Genomic DNA, 20,541 nt, shown 5'->3' on the forward strand with positions numbered 1-20,541 from the left:
GTTGCTGGAGACACCCCACCGGCTCGACGACGTGCTCGCCCCTCGTGGTCGAGCGCACAGGCAGGAGGACCGCGGCGCCAGCCCGGGCGAGGCCGGTGGCGATGCTTCGACCGATGCCGAGGACCCTGGTCGGCGTGAGGACCGCTCAGCTCGCCAGCTGCCCCCCGCCTTGGGGGTTGTCGATGCCATGGCGTGATAGGAGCATCAGCTGCATCGGAACCAATGGAGGTTCGAATGCGGAATCCAGAGGTATGGCTTACCCTCGTCGCCTTACTCGGGGGTGTCGTCATTACTGGGGCCCTCTTCGCGCCGATCGCAGCGATCATCGCCGGGGTCGGATTCCAACTCAAGCGGAAGGAACGGGGCATCGCTCCAGGGCTGTTGCTTTTCAGCCTTGCGGCGATCGTGTTGGCGATCTTCATCTACCCGGCCCACTTCCGTGCCGTGGCCACGTGTGATGCGATCGCCGCAGGGGCTTCGAACTCGCCGCTGGAGCGACTACTCGATACACCCATGGAGCGGCGGATGGACGCACTGGAGGCAGGCTGCAACGATCTGCCGTTCTACGAGATGCGCGAGTACTGACCCTTCGGTCTCGACAGCGTGCCGTTCAGCTCGTTGCAGGGAAGGGGCGCAGCTCCAGGCGGCCGTTGCGGGCCATCGGGTGGCGGGCCGCGACGTCGATCGCCTCGTCGAGGTCGGCGCACTCGAGGATGTCGAAGCCCCAGAGGGTGTCGGTCGCTCCCGGGATCGGACCATTGGTGACGAATCGCTCGCCGGCGCGGACGCGGACGCCGCGCGCCTCGCTCGGATCGAGCACGTCGCCGAGGAGCCGCCGACCCGTCGTGTCGAGCTCCTGGACCCAGTGGTCGACGTCGGAGTCGTCGGTGGGCTCGTCGGGCACCGGGTCCGTGAGGACGAACATCATGAATCGCATACGGTTCCTCTCATTCGACGCTCTCGAGAGCGCACTCGTGGTGGCTATCGGACCGGGTTGACGACCGGTACTCCGCTCTCGTCGCGCCAGAGGGTATCGATCGGGACGGACTGACCGAGGACGCGCTCCGCCGCCCGATGGCCGGAGTGGAATGCCGCCGTCACCGTCGCGGGGTCGTCGGTCCAGGTGGCCTCGCCCGCGAGGTGCAGGACGCCGCCGACCGGGGTCGCGAGGGCATCGTGGTCGTCGGTCGTCGAGCCGACGGTCATGTAGGCGTAGGACCCGCGGGAGAACGGGTCGTCATGCCAGCGCGTGACGTGCACCTCCGTCGGCTCCCCGACGCGGTCGCCGTACAGGCGCCGCAGCTGCTCGAGGATCGATTCGACGACGCGCGACTCGTCCCAGTCCTGGATCTCCGCGGCCGTCGGGCCGGCGGCGAACGTCAGCAACGTCGGTGATCCGTGCGCCGTCGTGAGGTCGTACCAGGAGTGCCAGCGTCGACTCTCCGGGCCTTGCTGTCGAATCGCGTAGACGTCGTCGTCCCAGAATCGCCGCTCGAACCGGAGGAAGACCTTCTCGAACGCGTTCATCCGCAACCGGGCGAGCGCACCGGCGACCGGCTCCGGCAGCGGGGGATCGATCCTGAACTCCTCCGACTGCAGCACCCCGACCGGCACCGTCACCACCACCGAGCCCGCATGCAGCCCCACCTCGCCCATCGGTCCCTGCGCGGTGACCTCGACGCCGTCTGCAGACCACCGCACATTCGTCACCACGTGCTCCAGGCGCACATCGAGCCCCTCGGCCAATCGCCGGGGGAGCACGTCGTACCCGTCGGGGAACACGACCTCGTCACCGTCGATCGCATCGTCGTCGAGCCCGTGGGCCGCGAGATCCTCGATCCACGCGCCGTACTGCTCCTCCGAACGATGCTCCAGATACTCGCGGACCCGCTGCACCCGCTCGGCGTCCCAGTCCTGCAGCGCGAGCGCCGCCTCGGTCACGTCACGGTACGACGCGTCCGGCGCGGACTCGGCGACGACACCGAGCAGCGTCGCGTCGAGGGCGTGGACGTCCTCGGCGAAGCCGCGAGCCTCGGCGTCCGACAGGCGCTCGCCGCCGGGCCCGTAGTAGGCGATCGGCCGGCTGTCCGGCTGGTAGCCGCCGACGGTGAACTCGACCGTCCGCATCCCGAACGCGTCGGCCGCCGCGGCGACCGCACTGTCGTTCACCCCGTGCACCCACGATGCGCCGAGATCCGTCACCTGACCATCGCGACGCTCGGTCGACACCCGCCCGCCGACCCGGTCACGGGCCTCGACCACGACCACCGTTCGTCCGGCGGCCGCGAGGAGCCGTGCGGCGACGAGCCCGGCGACGCCGGCACCGACGACGACCGTGTCGAAGCGGATGTCGGCTTCGGGCGTCTGCGCCGATGCCTCGTCCGACGCGCTCATCGTGGGTCGCCCATGTCGCCGGTGGCCGGTGTGCCGTCGATCCGTTCGTACCTGAGGTGGACGGTCCCTGCGGGGGAGGTGGTCGCCGGGCCGAGCAGGCGCAGCGAGGACGGCACCGTGCCGGTGGCGAAGACCCGCTTCCCGGTGCCGAGCGTGATCGGGTACACCCAGAGGTTCAGCTGATCGAAGAGTGCGTCGGCGAGCAGGGTCTGCACGAGGTCGAGGCTGCCGATGACGTGGATCTGCGAGTGACGCTCGCGCAGTGCTCGAACGGCCTCCGGGAGGTCCGATCCGAGTTGCGTCGAGTTCCCCCACCCCAGCTCCCTCGGCTCGCGTGACGCGACGTACTTCGGCAGTCGGTTGAAAAGCCTGGCGATGCCGTCGTCCTGGCCACCCTCCTGGTGCGGCCAGTATCCGGCGAAGATGTCGTAGGTCCGGCGCCCGAGCAGGAGGGCGTCCATGCCCACCATGCCAGCGTCGATCTGCTCACCGTCGACCTCGTCGATGAGCGGCGCCTGCCAGCCGCCGAACGCGAACCCGTCACTGGGGTCCTCCTCCGGCCCACCGGGCGCCTGAGCGACGCCGTCGAGGGTCATGAAGAGGTCGATGTGGATGCGTGCCATGTCCTGCTCCGATCTGCTGCACTCACGATCCACCGGCGGGCAGGCGGTGTCAACGGCTGTCGGCTGAGAACGCACTGACGAAAGGGCGTCGGCCGTGTCCTGGGCGAGTAGCGTTCGGAGTGGATCCGCTTGCGCACACCAGTGCACGGGCAGGACGTCGTTCGACAGATGAGAGGCATCACACCATGACCGATCTGGACACCATCCCCGTCACCACCCTCGACGGCCGGGACACGACCCTCGCGGAGTGGGACGGGAAGGCCAAACTCGTGGTCAACGTCGCGAGCCGCTGCGGCCTCGCACCGCAGTACGAGAAGCTCGAGGCGCTCCAGAAGGAGTACGCCGACCGCGGCTTCACGGTGATCGGGTTCCCGAGCAACCAGTTCCTGCAGGAGCTCGGCGACAACGAGAAGATCGCCGAGTACTGCTCGGCCACCTGGGGCGTCACCTTCCCGATGATGGACAAGGTGAAGGTCAACGGCCGCAACCGGCACCCGCTCTACCAGGAGCTCGTGAAGACCGCCGATGCCAACGGCAAGGCCGGCAACGTCAAATGGAACTTCGAGAAGTTCCTCATCGCGCCCGACGGCACCGTGCACCGCTTCCGTCCGACGACCGAGCCGGACGCCCCCGAGGTCATCGCCGCGATCGAGGAGAGCCTTCCCGCGTGACGCCGGGACGGCCGGGCGCGCTCACCGGTAGGTGACTCCGGTGAGCGCCTCGGCCGTCGTCCAGAGTTCGGCGGCGACGTGCTCGTCGCGGGCCGCCGAGGTCCGGTCGACGGGCTTCGGACCGCCGCGCATCTCGCCGAAGCCGCTCGGACCGTAGTAGCCGCCGGGCTCGACATCGGGCGACGTCGCCGCGTAGAGCGTCGGAAGCGCACCCATCTCAGCGCTCTGACCGAGGAGCCGGGTTCCCCACGCGAGGAGCGGACCCTGCGCGGACTCGGTGTGGGACTGGAGCTCGGTCGACGCGAAGCCGGGGTGTGCGGCCACGGACAGCACCGAGGAACCCTCCGCCGAGAGGCGTCGCTGCAGTTCGGCCGAGAACATGAGGTCGGCGAGCTTCGACTGGCCATAGGCGGACCAGCGCCGATACGTGCGGTTGCGCCAATTGAGATCGGCCAGGTCGATCTTGCCGGCGCGGTGTGCAGCACTCGACAGCGTCACGACCCGCGTGGTGATGCGGTCGATCAGGAGGCCGGTGAGTGCGAAGGGCCCGAGGAAGTTCGTGCCGATCTGCATCTCGAAGCCGTCGGCCGTACGTCGTTCGGGAACGGCCATGACGCCGGCGTTGTTCACGAGCACGTCGACCCGCTCGACGCCGTTGGCGAATCGACGGACGGACGCGAGGTCGGCGAGATCGAGCTGCCGCACTTCGACGTCGCCGGTCATCGTCGCCGCGGCCCGCGCGCCCTTGTCCGTGTCGCGACAGGCGAGGATCACGGCGGCACCGTGGGCGGCGAGCTCGCGGGCCGTGACCGCGCCGATCCCGCTGTTCGCGCCGGTCACGATCGCGACGCGGCCGTGCTGATCGGGGATGTCTGCTGCGGTCCAGGGGCTCATGAGGGCGACGTTACGCCATCATGATCTTCCGATTACACATATCGTTCACAGCTTCACCGATATATCGTTGAGCATCGTTCACGTACGACGAAGGAGAGCAATCATGGGTGGATTCCCAAGCGGTGGCGCAGGATTCGGTGGCGCAGGGTTCGGTAACGGCGGAGGCTTCGGCAACGGAGCCGGCTTCGGTACCGACGGGATGTGGCAGATGATGGAGCAGCTGCGTTCGAAGTTCGAGAAGAGCGCCGGCTCGCGCGTCGGCCGCGGCGACGTCCGCTCCGCCGTGCTGGCCCTCCTGGCCGAGCAGCCGATGCACGGCTACCAGATCATCCGCGAGATCGAGGAGCGCAGCGGCGGCTCCTGGAAGCCCAGCGCAGGCTCGGTCTACCCGACGCTGCAGCTGCTGTCCGACGAGGGCATCATCACGGCCGAGGAGTCGGGCGGCCGCAAGACCTACGCACTGACCGAGGCCGGTCGCGACGAGGTCGCCGAGTCCGGGGCATCCGCTCCGTGGCAGAACGCCGAGTCGTCCGAGCACCCCGGCTTCACCGCTCTGCCGAAGGCCGGCGTCGAGCTGGCCCAGGCCGCAGCCCAGGTCGGCCGCACCGGCACGCCCGAGCAGGTCCAGCAGGCCGTCACCATCCTCGACGACGCTCGCAAGCGCCTCTACGCGATCCTCGCCCAGGACTGACCGAGTGTCGTCGACCGGCGGGACGCCCAGCGACTCGGCGTCCCGTTTCGGCGAGCTCCCCATGAGCGGGCGGGCCGGCGTTCCAGCCGGTCCGCCCGCTCACGGGCGCGCCCGGTACCGTCGCATCCTCCGCTTCGCGAGCTGGCACCTGGCCGCCGCCTGGTGGTTCGAGATCGTCCTGCCGCGGTTCGGGCTCATCAAGCTGACGGAGCGGACCCGCACGCGTCGGATGCAGAAGTTCGCACGACGGTTCCACGTGCTCGCCGTCGACCTCGGCGGCCTCATGATCAAGGTCGGCCAGTTCATGTCGTCGCGCCTCGACGTCCTACCGCCGGAGATCACGAAGGAGCTCGAAGGCCTGCAGGACGAAGTCCCGCCCGTCGCCTTCCCACGCATCCGAGCGCTCGCCGAGTCGGAACTCCGTGTGCCGCTCTCGCAGGTCTTCGCCGGCATCGACGAACGCCCCGTCGCAGCGGCCTCGCTCGGCCAGGCGCACCGCGCCCTGCTCGCTCCGGCGCTCGCCGCGGACACGGGGCTCGACGCCGTCGTGCTCAAGGTCCAGCGGCCGGGCATCGACGAGATCGTCACCGTCGACCTCGCCGCCCTGCGCAAGGTGGGCGGTTGGTTGCGCCGCGTCCGGCTCGTCTCCGACCGCGTCGACATGCCCGCACTCGTCGAGGAGTTCGCCGCGACGAGCCTCGAGGAGATCGACTACCTCCATGAGGCCGCAAGTTCCGAGCGGTTCGCCGCCGACTTCGCCGGCGACGACCGCGTCTCCGTGCCCGCGGTGGTCTGGGAGCGCACGACCCAGCGCGTCCTGACGCTCGAAGACGTCACCGCCATCAAGATCACCGACGCGGACGCCCTGCGCGCCGCCGGCATCGATCCGGTCGACGTGGCACCCGTGTTCGCGGCCGTCATGTTCGACCAGCTCTTCACCAACGGGTTCTTCCACGCCGACCCACACCCCGGCAACATCTTCGTGACGCCGGTCGACGCCGCCCCGGGCGAGCGACCCTGGAAGCTGACCTTCATCGACTTCGGGATGATGGGCGAGGTCCCGCCGACCACGAGGCGTGGCCTCCGGAAGCTCCTCATCGCCGCAGCCTCCCGCGACGGCAAGGGCCTCGTCGACGCGATCCGAGACCTCGGCGTCCTCCTGCCCTCGGCCGACACGACCGGGCTCGAGCGGGCCATGACCGCGCTGTTCGGACGCTTCGGCGGCATGGGGTTCGCGGAACTGCGCGACGTCGACCCGAAGGAGTTCCGCGACTTCGGCAACCAGTTCAGCGAGGTCATCCGGACGCTGCCGTTCCAGCTCCCCGAGAACTTCCTGCTCATCATCCGCGCGATCTCGCTCACCTCCGGTGTCTGCAGCGCCCTCGACCCCGAGTTCAACCTCTGGGACTCCGTCGAGCCCTACGCCGCGCAGCTGCTCCGTGACGAACGCGGCAACGTCGTCCAGGACCTCGGTCGCGAGGCACTCGACATCGCCACGGTCGCCGTCCGCCTGCCGAAGCGTCTCGACGCGGTCATCACGCGGGTCGAAGCCGGCACCGTCGCGACCACCAACCCGAGACTGGAACAGCGGATCGCGCGGCTCGACCGCACGACGGGCCGGGTCGTCTCGGCCGTGCTGTTCGCCGCGCTGCTCGTCGCGGGAGCCGTCCTCCGGTCCGACGACGCCGTGCTCGGCACCGTCTTCATGGTGGTCTCCGTGGTGCCACTCCTCCATGCACTGTTCTCGGGGCGCCGCGGGCGCTGACCCCGGCGAGGGGTCGTCGCCACGGCACACTCCTGACGCGAAAACCTGGATCAACGGTCCATAGGCCGGTCCCCGGCGCTCCAGCACACTTGCCTGAATCGATCGGGCAAGCACGAGGGAGCACCACCGGATGGAATCGTTCGACGTCGCGGTTGTCGGTATGGGGGCTCTCGGGAGCGCCGCCGCCTACCACCTCGCCCGTCGGGGCGCGAAGGTCGTCGCCTTCGAGCAGTTCGAACTCGGGCACGTCCGCGGCGCCTCGCACGACACCTCGCGGATCGTCCGGACCTCGTACGGCGCTCCGCAGTACGTGCGACTCGCGCAGTCGGCGTACCGTGACTGGGCCGACCTCGAGCAGGAGTCGGGCGAGCGGTTGCTCACCATCACCGGCGGGGTCATCTTCCTGCCCGTCGACGGGCCCTACTCGGCCACCGACTTCACCGCGGCATTGGAGGAGTGCGGGGTCCCGCACGAGCTGCTGACGCCGGCCGAGGTGCAGGCGCGGTGGCCGCAGTTCCGGATCCCCGAGAACGTGGAGACGGTCTACACCGCCGACACCGGCATCGCCCACGCGGCGCGCACCGTCGCGACGCTGCAGCTCCGTGCTCGGGCGCTCGGTGCGGACATCCGCGACCGCACCCGGGTCGACGCGCTGACCCCTGATGGATCCGGCGTCGTGGTGCAGACCTCCAGCGGCCCGGTGCGTGCCGGCAAGGTTGTCTTGGCCGCCGATGCCTGGGCCAACGAGCTGCTCGAACCCCTCGGCGCGGCGATCCCACTCGACGTCATGCAGGAGCAGGTCACCTACTTCCGCCCGGCCGACGCCGGGCAGCTCGATCGCGAGCGGTTCCCGGTGTGGATCTGGGAGGACGAGGAGTGCTACTACGGCTTCCCGACCTTCGGGGAACCGACGGTGAAGGCCGCACGCGACGTCTCGGAGAACCGCATGTCGCCGGCGGAGCGCACCTTCGTCCCGTCGCCGGACCTCACCGGGCAGCTGGCCGGCTTCATGGCGGACCTCGTGCCGGCGTCGGGCCCCGAGCTCCGCACGGTGACCTGTCAGTACGCGCTCACCCCGGACCGGAACTTCGTCCTCGGCCCGCTCGAGGAGCACCCGGACGTCATCGTCGCCCTCGCCGCCGGTCACGGCTTCAAGTTCACGCCCGCGTTCGGACGCATCCTCGCGGAGCTCGCGCTCGACGGGGAGACGAGCGACGACATCTCGAGCTTCGCCCCGTCCCACGCCCGCAGCGCCGACCGCGTCTCACCGATGCCGACCTCCGCGAGCTGATCCGGAGCTCGGCTTGGAGCGGGCCGGTCCGAGTGCTGCAGGTTACCGTCCGGACTGCAACTGCTCGCGGAGCTCGTCGAGGCGGACGGCGATGCCGAGCCGGAACATGCGCTCGTCCTCGCGCCAGGAGGCTCCGAGGACCTGGTCGAGCCGGTCGAGCCGCTGGAGGATCGTGTTCGTGTGGAAGTTCAGGGCGCGCGCCGTGCGGGTGGGGCTCGCGTTGTTCCGCACGAACGCACGCAGCGTCCCGAGCAGGTCGGCGTTCCGCTCGGCGTCGTAGCGCCGGACGAGTCCGATGGTGTCGCGCAGGAAGTCGGCGAGCGCCCGCGCATCGGTGTCGAAGATCGCGGAGTAGGGCAGGAAGTCGTCGGTCGATGCGGTGAGGTCCGAGAGTTCCAGTGCGGCGATGAGTCTGGCGGTGCGCATCGCGCTGGTGAACGCGGAGGTGAGGGCGTCGGGAGCGGTGCGGGGCACGACGGCGACGACGGGTTGCTGGATGCTGCCGGCGACGTGTCGGCGGACGGCGTCGGCGTCGAGCGGCCGACGGCCGGAGGAGTGTGCGGCGACGACGTACCCGCGGTACTCGCCGACGAGCGCATGGTCGTCGAGTCGGCGGCTGAGCGCTCGGGCGGCGGTGGTCTGCTGGTCTCCCGGGACGGCGAGGAGGAGCAGGGAGTCGAGTTCGTGCAGGTCGGTGCCGAGGCGCCTGGCGCGTCGTTCGACGTCGGATCGGCGTTCGGGCACGTCGTCGAGGAGGTCGGCGATGAGTTCACTGCGGACGCGGTGGTCGGCGCCCGAGGCCGCCTCCTGCTGGAGTTCGAGGAGCGCCGCGACCTGCGCCGCGCGTTCGACGGTGCGGAGGTCCACGGCGCCGAGCTCGAAGTCGCCGTCGCCGAGGATGAGGGCGCCGAAGTGCTGGCTGCCGGCAGACAGGGCGGCGACTGCTCCGACACCGCCGCTCGCGACCAGGACGCAGTGGCCCGAGCGACGGCTGTCGGTGATGGCCGCGCGGGTGACGTCGTCGAGGTCGAGCATGCCGGGGGAGAGCGGGAGGCCGGCCGCCGCGATCACCCGGTCCTGCGCGTCGGTGACGGCGACCGCACGGCCGAGTGCGGTGGCGAGCGTCTCCGCGACGGGTGCGAATCCGCCCCCGGCGAGGACCGCCTGGACGAGTTCCTGGTGGACGGTGTTCGCCCGATCGCGTTCGACGAGGTGGGCGGTGAGGTCCGCGAGGTTCCGTCGGCTGGCGTCCTCGGAGTCCTGCAGGTCGCGGAGGGTCTGCGTGGTCTGGAGGATCACCGAGGCGTGGTCCGCGAGCGCCGCCAGGAGCGCGACCTCGTCGGGGGAGAAGTCCTTCCGGTCGCGGTTGCCGACGAAGAGGACGCCGAGGACGTCATCGCTCGTGAGCATCGGCACGCCGAGCAGGGAGACGAGCCCCTCCGCTGCGACCGCGTCGTCGATGCCGCGCTCGTGTCGATCGGTCGAGTAGTCGGAGTAGTCCGCGACCCACTGGGCCGTGCGCGATTCGACGACGACGCTCGCGAGCCCGCGCCCGGGAGGGACGCGGAGCGTCTGGAACGACGGGCTGACGGAGCCACTCGTCTCGCGGACCCGCAACTCGTGGGTGACCGGGTCGAACTCGGACAGGTAGGCCAGATCGACGCCCATCATCTGGTGGGCGCGCTGGACGAGTCTGGCGAGCACGGCGTCGCTGTCGCGGAGCTCGGCCAGTTCGCGGGCGCTCGAGAACAGGGCTGAGAGCTCGTGCTCGCGGCGTCGCAGCCGGATCAGCTCCCGCTCGGCGTCGTGGACGGGTTCGGCGTCGACGAGGTCGGTGGCCGTTCGCACGTCGGCAGGCTCTCGCATCGGGTCTCCTGACTGGTCCCTCAGGAGTCTAAAGCGACGGCCGGTCCAGCGGGGTGTGGGATCCACCCACACGATCTCCGATCCGCTGAGTCATCCACCCATCGTCGTCGACGATCGCCGCTCCTAGGGTCGTCTTGATCGCAGCACCGAGGATCCGGTGTCTGCCTGTACCGAAGGGCGACCCATGCCGAGACACAGCCGAATCCAGGGGCTGCGCGACCACACGCCGGACGAGCGGCTCGACCTCGTCGCCGAGGGGGCCGGGATCGCGGCGGAGGCGCTCGCCGCACTGCGACCTGATGCCGGCCTGTCGATCGCCCAGGCGGACCACCTCGTGGAGAACGTGGTCGGCGTCATCGCCGTCCCGGTGGGCGTCGCGACGAACTTCACCATCGACGGCGAGGACCGACTCGTCCCCATGGCGACCGAGGAGCCGAGCGTCGTCGCCGCGGCCTCCAACGCCGCCCGCATCGCGCGCGTGCACGGCGGGTTCCGGACGTCGTCGTCGGGCGACGTCATGATCGCGCAGATCCAGATCCTCGACGCGGTCGACCCGCACGCCGCGCGGCTCCGTGTCCTCGAGGCGAGAGACGAACTGCTCGCCCTCGCGAACGAGCTCGACCCGATCCTCGTCTCCTTCGGCGGTGGCGCCCGCGACATCGACGTGCGGATCCTGCCGACGCGCGTGGGGACGCAGGTCATCGTCCACCTCCACGTCGACGTCCGCGACGCCATGGGCGCGAACGCCGTGAACACGATGGCCGAGGCGATCGCGCCCCGCATCGCCGAGATCGCCGGATCGCGGACCCTCCTGCGGATCCTCACGAACAAGGCCGATCAGCGCATCACCCGTGCCAGGGCGGTGTTCGACGCCGACCTCCTCGGTGGTGCGCAGGTCGTCGCCGACATCGTCGCCGCGAGCGCGTTCGCCGAGGCCGACCCGTACCGGGCGGCCACGCACAACAAGGGCATCATGAACGGCATCACGGCCGTCGTCCTCGCGACGGGCAACGACACCCGGGCGGTCGAGGCCGGCTGCCACTCCCACGCGGCGCGGTCCGGTCGCTATTCGGCGCTGTCGCAATTCGAGCAGGACGCCGACGGGAACCTCGTCGGCACGATCGAGGTCCCACTGGCCGTCGGACTCGTCGGTGGAGCGACGAAGGCACACCCGACGGCGCAGGCGGGCGTGACCCTCCTCGGCGTGGAGACGGCTCGGGAACTCGCGGCCGTCATCGCCTCGGTGGGCCTTGCACAGAACCTGGCCGCGTGCCGGGCGCTCGCCGCCGAAGGCATCCAGCGCGGACACATGACCCTGCACGCCCGGACGATCGCGGCGAGCGCCGGCGCGACTGTGGAGGAGATCGGGGCGGTCGCGGCGAGGATCGTCGCCGACCGTCGGATCCGGGTCGAGTACGCGCGTGAGGTGCTCGACGAGCTCCGGGCGACGACGGCATGAGTGGCCTTCCGCAGCCCCGCATGGAACCGGTCGACGGTCTCCCGACGCGGGTGCGCGTGTACGAGGTGGCACCGCGTGACGGGCTGCAGGCCGAGACGGACATCCTGCCCACGGCGGTGAAGGCGGAGCTCTGTCGGCGCCTGTACGAGGCGGGTTCGCGGGACCTCGAGGTGACGAGTTTCGTGCCGGCCACCTGGATCCCGCAGTTCGCGGACGCGGAACGGCTCGTCGCGGGCCTCGAGGTGCCGACCGGTGCGCGGGCGGTCGGCCTCGTGCCGAACCTGCGCGGCCTGCATCGGGCGATCGACGCGGGTGTCCGGGAGGTCTCCGTCGTCGTGAGCGCGTCGGAGTCGTTCGCCAGGGCCAACCTCAACACCTCGCGCGAGGGAGCCGTCGAACGCGCCGAGGAGGTCGTCGCCACCGCGATCGCGGATGGCGTCCCGGTGCGCGGTTACGTGTCGATGGCGTTCGGGGACCCCTGGGAGGGTGCGGTCGATCCGGCGACGGTCGTCGAGGCCGCCGTCCGGCTGTACCGCGCCGGGTGTTCGACCGTCGCCGTCAGCGACACGATCGGGGTGGGGACGCCCGGGCTCACGACCAGGGTCGTCCGGGACGTGCTCGCCGCCGGGATCCCGGTCGAGGCGGTCGCGCTGCATCTGCACGACACCTACGGGCAGGGACTCGCCAACGTGTACGCGGCGCTCTCGCTGGGCGTCGCCGAGTTCGACTCCTCCGTGGGTGGCCTGGGTCGCTGCCCGTACGCGAAGGGCGCCACCGGTAACCTCGCAACCGAGGACCTCGTGTGGATGCTCCACGGGCTCGGGATCGAGACCGGGCTCGACCTCGGGGCCCTCGCCGCGGCGACCGCCTGGTTGGCGCGCGTCCGGGGCGTCGCAGCCCCCTCGAACGTGGCGACGGCCCTGGCGGCCGCAGCGTCCGCGGTCGACACCCCGAGCACCGCAGGAGGCGGCAGATGAGGCACACCACCGAGTACGTCCAGGGCGACGTCGAAGCGGTCCGCGCGCTGGTGCGCGAGTACCCCTGGGCGACGGTCGTCAGTCACGTCCCCGGTCGTGGGCTCGTCTCGTCGCACTATCCGGTCCTGCTCGAGGAGGACGAGGACGGGATCGTGCTCCTCAGCCACGTCGGGCGGCCGGATGAGCGACTGCATGAGCTCGGTCAGCACGAGGCCATGGTGATCGTCTACGGCCCCCAGGGGTACGTGTCGCCGAGCTGGTACGACACGTCGCCGGCCGTCCCCACCTGGAACTTCGCGGTCGCGCACCTGTACGGGGTGCCCGAACTGCTCTCGGACGAGGAGAACCTGCAGGTGCTCGACCGCCTCGTCGCCCACTTCGAGCGTGTGCTGCCCGAGCCGTACCTCATGAACGGGACGATCGCGAACAGCGAGTACGCGGCACGCATCGTCCATGGGACGGTCGGATTCCGCCTGCGCGTGACCCGGTTCGAGGCCAAGGAGAAGATGAGCCAGGACAAGCCGGCAGAGGTCGTCGAACGGGTCGTCACGGCGCTCGGGGAGCCGGGTCCGTACCGGAACCCGAGCCTCGCCGCCCGCATGGCGGCCCTCCACGGGCTCGACACGGGGACAGCTGCGCCCACCACCGACGACGGGACACCGGCACGGTGACCGCGACCGACCTCACGCTCCGGAACGCACGGCCCTCCGGCGGCGAGCCCGTCGACATCCTCGTCCGCGACGGTCGGATCGCCGGGATCGGACCGGCCGGGACGGCCCCGGCGTCCGGCGAGGTCGTGGACGTCGCCGGACGCACGATCGGACCGGGGCTCTGGGACGCGCACGTCCACATGACCCAGTGGGTGATCCAGCGGCGACGGATCGACCTGACGGAGACCGCCAGCGCGGCCGACGTCCTCGCGGCCGTCCGTCGCGCGGTCGACACCGATGCACCCCTCACTGACGGGTTCCTCATGGGGTACGGGTTCCGCGACGGCCTGTGGGCGCAGCCGGCGACGCTCGCCGCGCTGGAGGCCACCGAATCGGACGTACCCGTCGTCCTCGTCAGCGGCGACCTCCACTGCGCCTGGATGAACACGCGCGCCGCGCGACGACTCGGTCTGGACCTCGACGCGAGCGGGGTCGTCGCCGAAGCGCCGTGGATCGAGGCGCTGCAGCGGATCGATCAGCACTCGGGGCTCGCCGCGCACGCCTACCGGGATGCCGCCGAAGCGGCAGCCCGACGCGGCGTCGTCGGGGTCGTCGAGTTCGAGAACACCGACAATCTCGGCGAATGGTCCGAGCGCATCGCGGACGGCGCGACGAGCCTGCGGATCGAAGCCGCCGCGTGGCCCGACAGGCTGGAGTCCGTCATCGCGGCGGGACTCCGCACCGGCGACGCGATCGACCCGGCCGGACTCCTCACCATGGGGCGACTCAAGGTCGTCGTCGACGGTTCCCTCAACACGAGGACCGCCTGGTGCTGGGACCCGTATCCGGGCGTCGACCCGTCGAGTGCACACGCCTGCGGGGTCGAGAGCGTCTCGGTCGACGAGCTCCGCCGACTGCTGGAACGAGCGAGGGGCGCCGGGATCGAGGCGGCCGTCCACGCGATCGGCGACCGAGCCAACACCGAGGTCCTCGACACCTTCGAAGCGCTCGGGATGCGCGGCGTCATCGAGCACGCCCAGCTCGTGCGCGAGCAGGACTTCGCCCGGTTCGCGAGCCTCGGGCTCATCGCGAGCGTGCAGCCCGAGCACGCGATGGACGACCGCGATGTCGCCGACCGCCACTGGAGCGGCCGCACGGGTCGCGCGTTCGCGTTCGGATCCCTGCACCGCGCAGGCGTCGGCCTCCGGCTCGGCTCGGACGCTCCGGTCTCGCCACTCGACCCGTGGCAGGCGATCGCCTCCGCGACGAGCCGGAGTCGCGACGGCCGCGACGCCTGGCACCCCGAGCAACGGCTCCCGCTGGACGTGGCCCTGGCCGCGAGCGTCCGCACTTCGATCGCGGTCGGGCAGCCCGCCGACCTCGTCATCACGGACCTCGACCCGTTCGACGCCGACACCGAACGGCTGCGGTCGATGCCGGTCGCCGCGACCCTGCTCGGCGGACGCTTCACCTGGCGCGCGATCTGATGGCAGCTGAGACCGAGACGGATACCCCCACCATGACGCAGACCGAAACCGCGACGCCGACCCGCTCGCAGCTCTTCACGAACGCCCGGGTGTTCACCGGCACCGACGAGACGGGCTTCGCCTCCGCGTTCCGCATCGTCGACGGCCGCTTCGACTGGGTGGGGGAGGCGTCCGCGGTCGCGGGAGAACCCTCGGTCGACCTCGGCGGACGCACCGTGCTCCCCGGCCTCATCGACAGCCACACCCACCCGGCGCTCATGGCCGCCACCGCCGTTGCCGCCGAGTGCTTCCCGCCGTCGGTGGTCTCCATCGACGGACTCGTGGAGCGGCTGCGAGAGCACCAGGCGACGCTGACCGCGCCGAGCGCCTGGGTGCTCGGCCGCGGGTTCGACGACACGAAGTTCCCCGAGGGACGGATGCCGACCACGGCCGACCTCGACGCGGTGTCCACCGAACGCCCCGTCCTCGTCTGGCGCTGCGACGCCCACTCCGCCGTCTGCAACACCGCGGCGCTCCGCCTCGCAGGCATCACGGCCACCACGCCCGACCCGTCCGGTGCGCGTTTCGAACGCGGACCGGATGGCGAGCCGAACGGCATCCTTACCGAGATCGCCGCGGTTGACGCGGTCGCCAGGTTCATCCCGGTGCCCGAACGCGACGAGCAGGTCGCCTCGCTCGTCGCGATCGGCGAGGAACTGGCCTCGCGAGGGATCGTCGCCGTGTGCGACCTGCTGTCCAACCGACTGCACGACCCCCTCGACGCCTTCCGCGCCGCTGCCGCCAAGGGGCTCCGCACCCGCGTCGCCCTCTACCCGGGCTGGGACCCCTCCGCGCCACTCGCCGAGCTCACTCCGGACGATCGCGAGGGGCGGATCCGCATCGGCGGGGTGAAGGTCGTCCTCGACGGGGCCTACTCGAACCGCACCGCCTGGGTCGCCGAACCGTATCCCGAATCATGCGACCACGGACTCCGACTCGTCGAGGACGACGACGTCCTCGCAGCCGGCGCCTGGGCTCGCCGCAACGGCGTTCAGCTCGCGGTGCACGCCATGGGCGACCGCGCCCTCGACCGCGTCGCGAGCCTCTTCGAAGACCAGGAGCCCTGGCTCGACGGCATCCCCTCCGTCCGCATCGAGCACGCGACCATCATCAGCGAGGAGTACGCCGAACGGCTCCGCTCCGCGCGCATGACGTTCGGGATCGCCACCCACACCGTGTTCTTCTTCGCCGAATACGACGGCTACGAGCTCGCCCTCCGCGCCGAACAGGTCCCCGACGCCTACCCGATCGCCCGGTTGTTCCGCACCATCGGGCCGCTCGCGCTCTCCTCCGACCGCCCGGCCACCGCCTGGAGCGGCGCCGACGACGTCATGCTCTCCGTCGAGGCCGCCGTCCGACGCCAGGCCTACAACGGCGCCGACTTCGTCCCCGAGGAAGCCATCAGCGTCGCCCAGGCGCTCCTGCTGTACACGGGACGAGCCGGCCTGCTCTCGCCGCTCGACAGCGTCGGCCGGATCGCCACGGGATACGACGGCAGCTTCGCCGTCCTCGACCGCGACGTCTTCTCCGTCCCCGCCGACGAGATCGCCACCGTCCGGGTGGCCGAGACGTGGATCCGCGGCGAGCAGGTGTACCGGCGCTCGCCGCAGGACGAGGGGGTCCGCTCATGACCGGCTTCCAGGGGGACGCGACCGCGATGCGCGACGAGCTGATCGCCGTCCGACGTGAGCTGCACCAGGAGGTCGAGATCGGCCTCGACCTGCCAGTGACACAGGGGATCATCCTGCGCGAACTCGCGGGGCTCGGCCTGGAGATCACGACGGGCATCGGACTCTCCTCGGTCGTCGCCGTCCTCCGGGGCGGCGCCCCCGGCCCCACCGTGTTGCTCCGTGCCGACATGGACGGTCTGCCGGTGACCGAGGCGACCGGGCTGCCGTTCGCGTCGACCTCCGGGGCCATGCACGCCTGCGGCCACGATCTCCACATGGCGGGTCTCCTCGGCGCCGTCCGGCTGCTCGTCGCCCGTCGCGACGACCTCGCCGGAACGGTCGTGTTCATGTTCCAGCCCGGGGAGGAGGGCCAGGCCGGCGCGCGGATCATGCTCGAGGAAGGCCTGCTCGACATCGCCGGAGAGCGACCCGTCGCGGCGTACGCGCTGCACGTCGACTGCAGCACCCCACGCGGGCAGCTCGTCACGCGCGAGGGCGCGATGATGGCGAGTGCCAACGCGTTGCAGCTCACCCTCCGCGGGACGGGCGGTCACGCGGCGTTCCCGCACCTCGCCGTCGATCCGGTGCCGGTCGCCGCACACCTCATCCTCGCCGTGCAGACCTTCGCGGCCCGTCGGCTTCCGGCCACCGACCAGGCCGTCATCTCCATCACCCGGCTGAGCAGCGACTCCGAGGCCAGCAACGTGCTCGCCTCGGCCGTCAGCCTGGAGGCGAACATCCGCACACTGTCGAAGGCGACGCTCGAGACGGTGCGTGAGCAGCTGCCCGAGCTGCTGACCGCGATCGCCGAGGCGCACGGCTGCACCCTCGAGTCGACGTTCATCGCGTCCTACCCCGTCACCGTCAACGACCCGGAGGAGACGCGGTTCGTCCTCAGCACGCTCGACTCGCTCGTGGAGCCCGACCGGGTCGTCCGCCAGGAGGTGCCGTCGATGGCGTCGGAGGACTTCGCCTACATCCTCGACGAGGTCCCCGGCACACTCGTCTTCGTCGGTGCCGCCCCCGACGAGGGCTCCGTCGCCCTGCACTCCGAACGCGCGGTGTTCGACGACGACGTCCTGGACCTGCAGGCCGCGGTGCTCGCCGAACTCGCCTGGAGGCGCCTGCAGCTCGCCTGAGCGACGGTCGACCGTCCGGGTGGCGAGTGGGACATCCCGGACGTATCCGACAGTCGGGGCAGCGCATGTGCCCTGGATGGGTAGCATGGACACGTTCCGGATTCCGACGACGAAAGGGCGCGCGTGATCACCGCAGAGGACATCACGAGGCGCTCCGCGATCGCCGAATACCAGGTCGTCGGTCGTCCGCCCGAGACGGACCTCGAGAGCCTCGTCCACCTCGCCGCGGCGATGTGCGGCGTGCCGACCGCCGTCATCAACATCATCGACGACCGGTTCCAGCACCAGATCGCTGCAGTCGGGTTGGAACCAGCGAGCTGCTCGCGTGAGGACTCGATGTGCGCGGTCGTGTTCCAACAGCAGGTGCGGACGATCGTTTCAGACGCTCGTGAGGACCCGCGCTTCGCGGCGAATCCCTTCGTCACCGGTGAGCTCGCCAACGTCCGCTTCTACGCATCGAGCCCGCTCGTCACCCCCGACGGCGTCCCGATCGGCACCCTGTGCATCTTCGACGACCGTGTCCGTGAGCTGACTCCGGAACAGGGCAAGGCGCTCGACCTCCTCGCGAGGCAGGTCGTCGACGTCCTCGAGCTGCTCCGCCTCACCTACGAGCTCGGCCAGTCCAACGAGCAGCTCGCCCAGTTCGCCGGCCAGGTGAGCCACGACCTGCGCAACCCGCTCATGGCGGTCTCCGGGTTCCTCGAGCTCGCGACCGACAGCCCGGAGATGGTGAACGCGCCACACGCGGCGAAGGCGCTCGCGCGAGCCGAGTCCGCCGCCGACCGGATGGCGGCGATGATCACCGACCTGCTCGACTTCGCCCGGATCGGTGGCGCCCGTCCGCGACGCGTCCCGATCGACCTCGAGCCGCTCGTGTCCTCGGTGGTCGAGGACCTCGACGCGACCATCACCTCGACCGGCGCGACCGTCGAGGTCGACACGCCCTTCCAGGTGGACGGCGACGAGACGCTGCTGGGTGCGCTGCTGCAGAACCTGATCGCGAACGCGGTGAAGTTCAGTGCAGCCGCCGGAGTCGTCCCGCGCGTGCTGGTGCAGGCCGAGCGGGTCTCCGCCGGGGTGCTGGTCGCGGTCGAGGACAACGGTCCCGGCGTCGCTCCGGAGCAGCGTGAGCGCGTCTTCGACCTCATGGAACGCGCGGCGGGGAGCGAGATCGCCGGCCTCGGCATCGGCCTCTCGACCTGTCGACGCATCGTCGAGGCGCACGGTGGCCGGATCGAGATCGACGAGTCGGGGCTCGGAGGAGCGAGCGTCTGGTTCCTGTTGCCCGACGCCCGATCAGCGGCCTGAGCCGCCCGCACGTGCGCGGTGCCTGCGGACGCCCGACCGGTTGGCGCACCGCACCGAGCAGTAGCGCTGGCGACCGTTGCGGGTGACGTCGACGACGACCCGCCGGCACGTGTCGCCGGGTTCGGTCCCCGCGGCACACCGACCGAGACGCTGCATCCCCCTCGTCGTCAGGTGGAGGGCGGTCCCGACGCTGATCACCGCGGCCAGGACTTCGGGGAGCGCCTGATGCTCGTCGCGGTAGTGCAGGTGCCACCCCTCGCCGTCGTGGTCCGTCAGCCGCGGGAACGCGGCGGCGGAAGCCATCTGGCGGTTGAGCGCGGCCGCCCTGGCCTGATCGTCGGCCGCGTCGACGACGGTCAGCCACTCGTCGACGACCTGGCGGACGCGGGCGTGGTCACGGGCCACCTCCGCGAAGGGCATCGTCATCCCGTGTTCGCGGGTGCGGGCGACGATGCCGTCCCGGTCGTCGGGCCAGTCGTTCGCCAGCGACGCGGCCAGGAGGACGGCGTACGAACCGTAAGGGTTGAGATGCATAACGCCATTACATCATGGTGGAGTCATGACCCTCCTCGACGCACCCCCGCAGTCCTCCGAACCCTCGCCGAACGCCCTCGACGCCTGCCCCCACGCCTGGGCGACGGAGTCGGCGCACACCACCTCGGAGGGGTCGCTGCGCTACCTCCGGTGCGCCGCCTGCGGCAGTCGTCGGGTGGAACTGCGACCCCACGACGACGCACCAGCCGTGCCGGTCACACGCCAGGACATCCCGCCACGATGACGCGGCACGCTGACGTCGTCCCGCCATGCGCGTTAGCGTTGGACGAATGCGTGCGGGACCGCGCCCGCCCAGTGACGAGAGGAACCCCATGAGCGCCGACGTCTGGCTCGACAAGGAATCACCCGAGGTCTACCAGGCGCTCGTCGAGACCGGCCGCGCCGCGGGTCGCGCGGCTCTCGACGCCGGCATCGACAAGCGGCTCATCGAGCTGATCCGGATCCGGGCCTCGCAGATCAACGGTTGCGCGTACTGCCTGCGTCTCCACGTCGCTGACGCGATCGCGCTCGGCGAGACCACGGAACGCCTCGCCATCCTGTCCGCCTGGCGCGACAGCGAGTACTTCAGCCCGGTGGAGCAGGCCGCACTCGCGATCACCGAGGACGTCACCCTCATCGCGGACGTGCAGCATCGCCGGCGACTGCCGGACGACGACCTGTCGACGCTCACGAACGGTCAGATCGCCGCGGTCCGGTGGCTGGCGATCGTCATCAACGCCTTCAACCGCGTCTCCATCACGAGCCACTACCCGGTGCACCCGGAGCAGGCGGACTGACGACGCTCAGTCCTTCCGGCGCCTGGCGCCACGGAACCACGTTGCGACGCGGGTGCGCAGTCCGTCGGAGTACTCGTTCGAGAGGTCGAGGGTCTCCTTGCCGAGATCGCCGCCGTTCCTGATGGACTCGAGCGCCCGCAGCGCCCGGGCCTCCTGCTCGGCGGCTCGCTTCCTGCGGTCCTCATCACCCATGCGCCCAGCCTAGACGGGGGTCCACGCCGGACCGTCCCGCTTCAGCGCTGCTTCAGCTTGTCCGCGCCAGACTGGGACGCGCCGCTCGACCGTC

General features: G+C 70.7%; 21 protein-coding genes. 14 read left to right on the plus strand and 7 right to left on the minus strand.

Going from position 1 to position 20,541, the window contains the following annotated elements:
* The first annotated feature begins 234 nt into the window (after window positions 1-234).
* A complete protein-coding gene (locus ACQG07_RS07910; RefSeq protein WP_159878965.1) occupies window positions 235-585 on the plus strand; it encodes a hypothetical protein in 351 nt (116 codons plus the stop codon).
* 25 nt (window positions 586-610) lie between these two features.
* On the opposite strand, the gene ACQG07_RS07915 is transcribed toward ACQG07_RS07910, so the two are convergent.
* The 3 genes from ACQG07_RS07915 to ACQG07_RS07925 are packed head-to-tail and all read right to left on the minus strand — an operon-like array spanning window position 611 to window position 3,017.
* A complete protein-coding gene (locus ACQG07_RS07915; RefSeq protein ID WP_426737976.1) occupies window positions 611-937 on the minus strand; it encodes a YciI family protein in 327 nt (108 codons plus the stop codon).
* Between the two features lie 44 nt (window positions 938-981).
* The gene (locus tag ACQG07_RS07920; RefSeq protein WP_426737977.1) at window positions 982-2,394 is read right to left on the minus strand and encodes an FAD-dependent oxidoreductase; all 1,413 of its coding nucleotides are present in this window, start codon (window positions 2,392-2,394) and stop codon (window positions 982-984) included.
* Window positions 2,391-3,017: a dihydrofolate reductase family protein gene (locus ACQG07_RS07925; protein ID WP_426737978.1), complete on the minus strand. Its 627-nt coding sequence runs from the start codon at window positions 3,015-3,017 to the stop codon at window positions 2,391-2,393. Before ACQG07_RS07925 ends, ACQG07_RS07920 begins: the two co-directional genes overlap by 4 nt.
* Before the next feature lie 185 nt (window positions 3,018-3,202).
* Here ACQG07_RS07925 and ACQG07_RS07930 point away from each other — a divergent pair, with 185 nt between their 5' ends.
* Window positions 3,203-3,688, plus strand: coding sequence for a glutathione peroxidase (locus ACQG07_RS07930; RefSeq protein WP_056005205.1), 486 nt, complete (start codon window positions 3,203-3,205; stop codon window positions 3,686-3,688).
* A gap of 21 nt (window positions 3,689-3,709) precedes the next feature.
* Here ACQG07_RS07930 and ACQG07_RS07935 read toward each other — a convergent pair whose 3' ends face one another.
* On the minus strand, window positions 3,710-4,582 hold the full coding sequence (locus tag ACQG07_RS07935; RefSeq protein ID WP_426737979.1) for an oxidoreductase: 873 nt from the start codon (window positions 4,580-4,582) through the stop codon (window positions 3,710-3,712).
* A 199-nt stretch (window positions 4,583-4,781) separates the two neighbouring features.
* On the opposite strand from ACQG07_RS07935, the gene ACQG07_RS07940 reads away from it, so the two are divergent.
* The 3 genes from ACQG07_RS07940 (at window position 4,782) to solA (ending at window position 8,329) form a co-directional block, all read left to right on the plus strand.
* A complete protein-coding gene (locus ACQG07_RS07940; RefSeq protein WP_085514431.1) occupies window positions 4,782-5,273 on the plus strand; it encodes a PadR family transcriptional regulator in 492 nt (163 codons plus the stop codon).
* Window positions 5,274-5,334: 61 nt separating this feature from the next.
* The gene (locus tag ACQG07_RS07945) at window positions 5,335-7,038 is read left to right on the plus strand and encodes an ABC1 kinase family protein (protein WP_426737980.1); all 1,704 of its coding nucleotides are present in this window, start codon (window positions 5,335-5,337) and stop codon (window positions 7,036-7,038) included.
* A 130-nt stretch (window positions 7,039-7,168) separates the two neighbouring features.
* On the plus strand, window positions 7,169-8,329 hold the full coding sequence (gene solA / locus ACQG07_RS07950; RefSeq protein WP_426737981.1) for an N-methyl-L-tryptophan oxidase: 1,161 nt from the start codon (window positions 7,169-7,171) through the stop codon (window positions 8,327-8,329).
* Window positions 8,330-8,371: 42 nt separating this feature from the next.
* Here the strand turns inward: solA and ACQG07_RS07955 are convergent, their stop codons facing one another.
* A complete protein-coding gene (locus ACQG07_RS07955; RefSeq protein WP_426737982.1) occupies window positions 8,372-10,177 on the minus strand; it encodes a helix-turn-helix domain-containing protein in 1,806 nt (601 codons plus the stop codon).
* Window positions 10,178-10,379: 202 nt separating this feature from the next.
* Between ACQG07_RS07955 and ACQG07_RS07960 the strand changes: the two genes are divergently transcribed.
* From ACQG07_RS07960 to ACQG07_RS07990, 7 genes are all read left to right on the plus strand, one after another.
* The gene (locus tag ACQG07_RS07960) at window positions 10,380-11,654 is read left to right on the plus strand and encodes a hydroxymethylglutaryl-CoA reductase, degradative (RefSeq protein ID WP_426737983.1); all 1,275 of its coding nucleotides are present in this window, start codon (window positions 10,380-10,382) and stop codon (window positions 11,652-11,654) included.
* A 20-nt stretch (window positions 11,655-11,674) separates the two neighbouring features.
* On the plus strand, window positions 11,675-12,631 hold the full coding sequence (locus ACQG07_RS07965) for a hydroxymethylglutaryl-CoA lyase (protein ID WP_426737984.1): 957 nt from the start codon (window positions 11,675-11,677) through the stop codon (window positions 12,629-12,631).
* Entirely contained in the window at window positions 12,628-13,302 is a 675-nt protein-coding gene (locus ACQG07_RS07970) for an FMN-binding negative transcriptional regulator (RefSeq protein WP_426737985.1), read from the plus strand. The genes ACQG07_RS07965 and ACQG07_RS07970 overlap by 4 nt, the downstream gene beginning before the upstream one ends.
* Complete coding sequence (locus tag ACQG07_RS07975; protein WP_426737986.1) at window positions 13,299-14,768, plus strand: amidohydrolase; 1,470 nt, start codon at window positions 13,299-13,301, stop codon at window positions 14,766-14,768. The genes ACQG07_RS07970 and ACQG07_RS07975 overlap by 4 nt, the downstream gene beginning before the upstream one ends.
* A 32-nt stretch (window positions 14,769-14,800) precedes the next feature.
* A complete protein-coding gene (locus tag ACQG07_RS07980; protein WP_426737987.1) occupies window positions 14,801-16,438 on the plus strand; it encodes an amidohydrolase in 1,638 nt (545 codons plus the stop codon).
* Window positions 16,435-17,616 carry a M20 metallopeptidase family protein gene (locus ACQG07_RS07985; protein WP_426737988.1) on the plus strand — a complete coding sequence of 394 codons (1,182 nt, stop codon included), beginning with the start codon at window positions 16,435-16,437 and terminating at the stop codon, window positions 17,614-17,616. The genes ACQG07_RS07980 and ACQG07_RS07985 overlap by 4 nt, the downstream gene beginning before the upstream one ends.
* Window positions 17,617-17,739: 123 nt before the next feature.
* The gene (locus ACQG07_RS07990) at window positions 17,740-18,924 is read left to right on the plus strand and encodes a sensor histidine kinase (protein WP_426737989.1); all 1,185 of its coding nucleotides are present in this window, start codon (window positions 17,740-17,742) and stop codon (window positions 18,922-18,924) included.
* Here ACQG07_RS07990 and ACQG07_RS07995 read toward each other — a convergent pair.
* Window positions 18,913-19,458, minus strand: a complete 546-nt coding sequence (locus tag ACQG07_RS07995; protein ID WP_426737990.1) for a CGNR zinc finger domain-containing protein — start codon at window positions 19,456-19,458, stop codon at window positions 18,913-18,915. The two genes, ACQG07_RS07990 and ACQG07_RS07995, sit on opposite strands and share 12 nt — an antisense overlap.
* A 25-nt stretch (window positions 19,459-19,483) precedes the next feature.
* Between ACQG07_RS07995 and ACQG07_RS08000 the strand changes: the two genes are divergently transcribed.
* Window positions 19,484-19,702: a hypothetical protein gene (locus ACQG07_RS08000; RefSeq protein WP_137241575.1), complete on the plus strand. Its 219-nt coding sequence runs from the start codon at window positions 19,484-19,486 to the stop codon at window positions 19,700-19,702.
* An 88-nt stretch (window positions 19,703-19,790) separates the two neighbouring features.
* Window positions 19,791-20,255 carry a carboxymuconolactone decarboxylase family protein gene (locus ACQG07_RS08005; RefSeq protein ID WP_079706065.1) on the plus strand — a complete coding sequence of 155 codons (465 nt, stop codon included), beginning with the start codon at window positions 19,791-19,793 and terminating at the stop codon, window positions 20,253-20,255.
* Window positions 20,256-20,261: 6 nt separating this feature from the next.
* On the opposite strand, the gene ACQG07_RS08010 is transcribed toward ACQG07_RS08005, so the two are convergent.
* On the minus strand, window positions 20,262-20,447 hold the full coding sequence (locus ACQG07_RS08010) for a hypothetical protein (protein ID WP_192004826.1): 186 nt from the start codon (window positions 20,445-20,447) through the stop codon (window positions 20,262-20,264).
* Between the last annotated feature and the right edge of the window lie 94 nt (window positions 20,448-20,541).

The organism is Plantibacter sp. 2H11-2, from assembly GCF_050031945.1.
GTDB classification, from domain to species: Bacteria; Actinomycetota; Actinomycetes; order Actinomycetales; family Microbacteriaceae; genus Plantibacter; species Plantibacter auratus.

Bases quoted from the DNA above. Each gene is read 5' to 3' on its own strand.
- ACQG07_RS07910 (WP_159878965.1), top strand. From the start codon at position 235: ATGCGGAATCCAGAGGTATGGCTTACCCTCGTCGCCTTACTCGGGGGT.
- ACQG07_RS07915 (WP_426737976.1), bottom strand. From the start codon at position 937: ATGCGATTCATGATGTTCGTCCTCACGGACCCGGTGCCCGACGAGCCC.
- ACQG07_RS07920 (WP_426737977.1), bottom strand. From the start codon at position 2,394: ATGAGCGCGTCGGACGAGGCATCGGCGCAGACGCCCGAAGCCGACATC.
- ACQG07_RS07925 (WP_426737978.1), bottom strand. From the start codon at position 3,017: ATGGCACGCATCCACATCGACCTCTTCATGACCCTCGACGGCGTCGCT.
- ACQG07_RS07930 (WP_056005205.1), top strand. From the start codon at position 3,203: ATGACCGATCTGGACACCATCCCCGTCACCACCCTCGACGGCCGGGAC.
- ACQG07_RS07935 (WP_426737979.1), bottom strand. From the start codon at position 4,582: ATGAGCCCCTGGACCGCAGCAGACATCCCCGATCAGCACGGCCGCGTC.
- ACQG07_RS07940 (WP_085514431.1), top strand. From the start codon at position 4,782: ATGTGGCAGATGATGGAGCAGCTGCGTTCGAAGTTCGAGAAGAGCGCC.
- ACQG07_RS07945 (WP_426737980.1), top strand. From the start codon at position 5,335: ATGAGCGGGCGGGCCGGCGTTCCAGCCGGTCCGCCCGCTCACGGGCGC.
- solA (WP_426737981.1), top strand. From the start codon at position 7,169: ATGGAATCGTTCGACGTCGCGGTTGTCGGTATGGGGGCTCTCGGGAGC.
- ACQG07_RS07960 (WP_426737983.1), top strand. From the start codon at position 10,380: ATGCCGAGACACAGCCGAATCCAGGGGCTGCGCGACCACACGCCGGAC.
- ACQG07_RS07965 (WP_426737984.1), top strand. From the start codon at position 11,675: ATGGAACCGGTCGACGGTCTCCCGACGCGGGTGCGCGTGTACGAGGTG.
- ACQG07_RS07970 (WP_426737985.1), top strand. From the start codon at position 12,628: ATGAGGCACACCACCGAGTACGTCCAGGGCGACGTCGAAGCGGTCCGC.
- ACQG07_RS07980 (WP_426737987.1), top strand. From the start codon at position 14,801: ATGACGCAGACCGAAACCGCGACGCCGACCCGCTCGCAGCTCTTCACG.
- ACQG07_RS07985 (WP_426737988.1), top strand. From the start codon at position 16,435: ATGACCGGCTTCCAGGGGGACGCGACCGCGATGCGCGACGAGCTGATC.
- ACQG07_RS07995 (WP_426737990.1), bottom strand. From the start codon at position 19,458: ATGCATCTCAACCCTTACGGTTCGTACGCCGTCCTCCTGGCCGCGTCG.
- ACQG07_RS08000 (WP_137241575.1), top strand. From the start codon at position 19,484: ATGACCCTCCTCGACGCACCCCCGCAGTCCTCCGAACCCTCGCCGAAC.
- ACQG07_RS08005 (WP_079706065.1), top strand. From the start codon at position 19,791: ATGAGCGCCGACGTCTGGCTCGACAAGGAATCACCCGAGGTCTACCAG.
- ACQG07_RS08010 (WP_192004826.1), bottom strand. From the start codon at position 20,447: ATGGGTGATGAGGACCGCAGGAAGCGAGCCGCCGAGCAGGAGGCCCGG.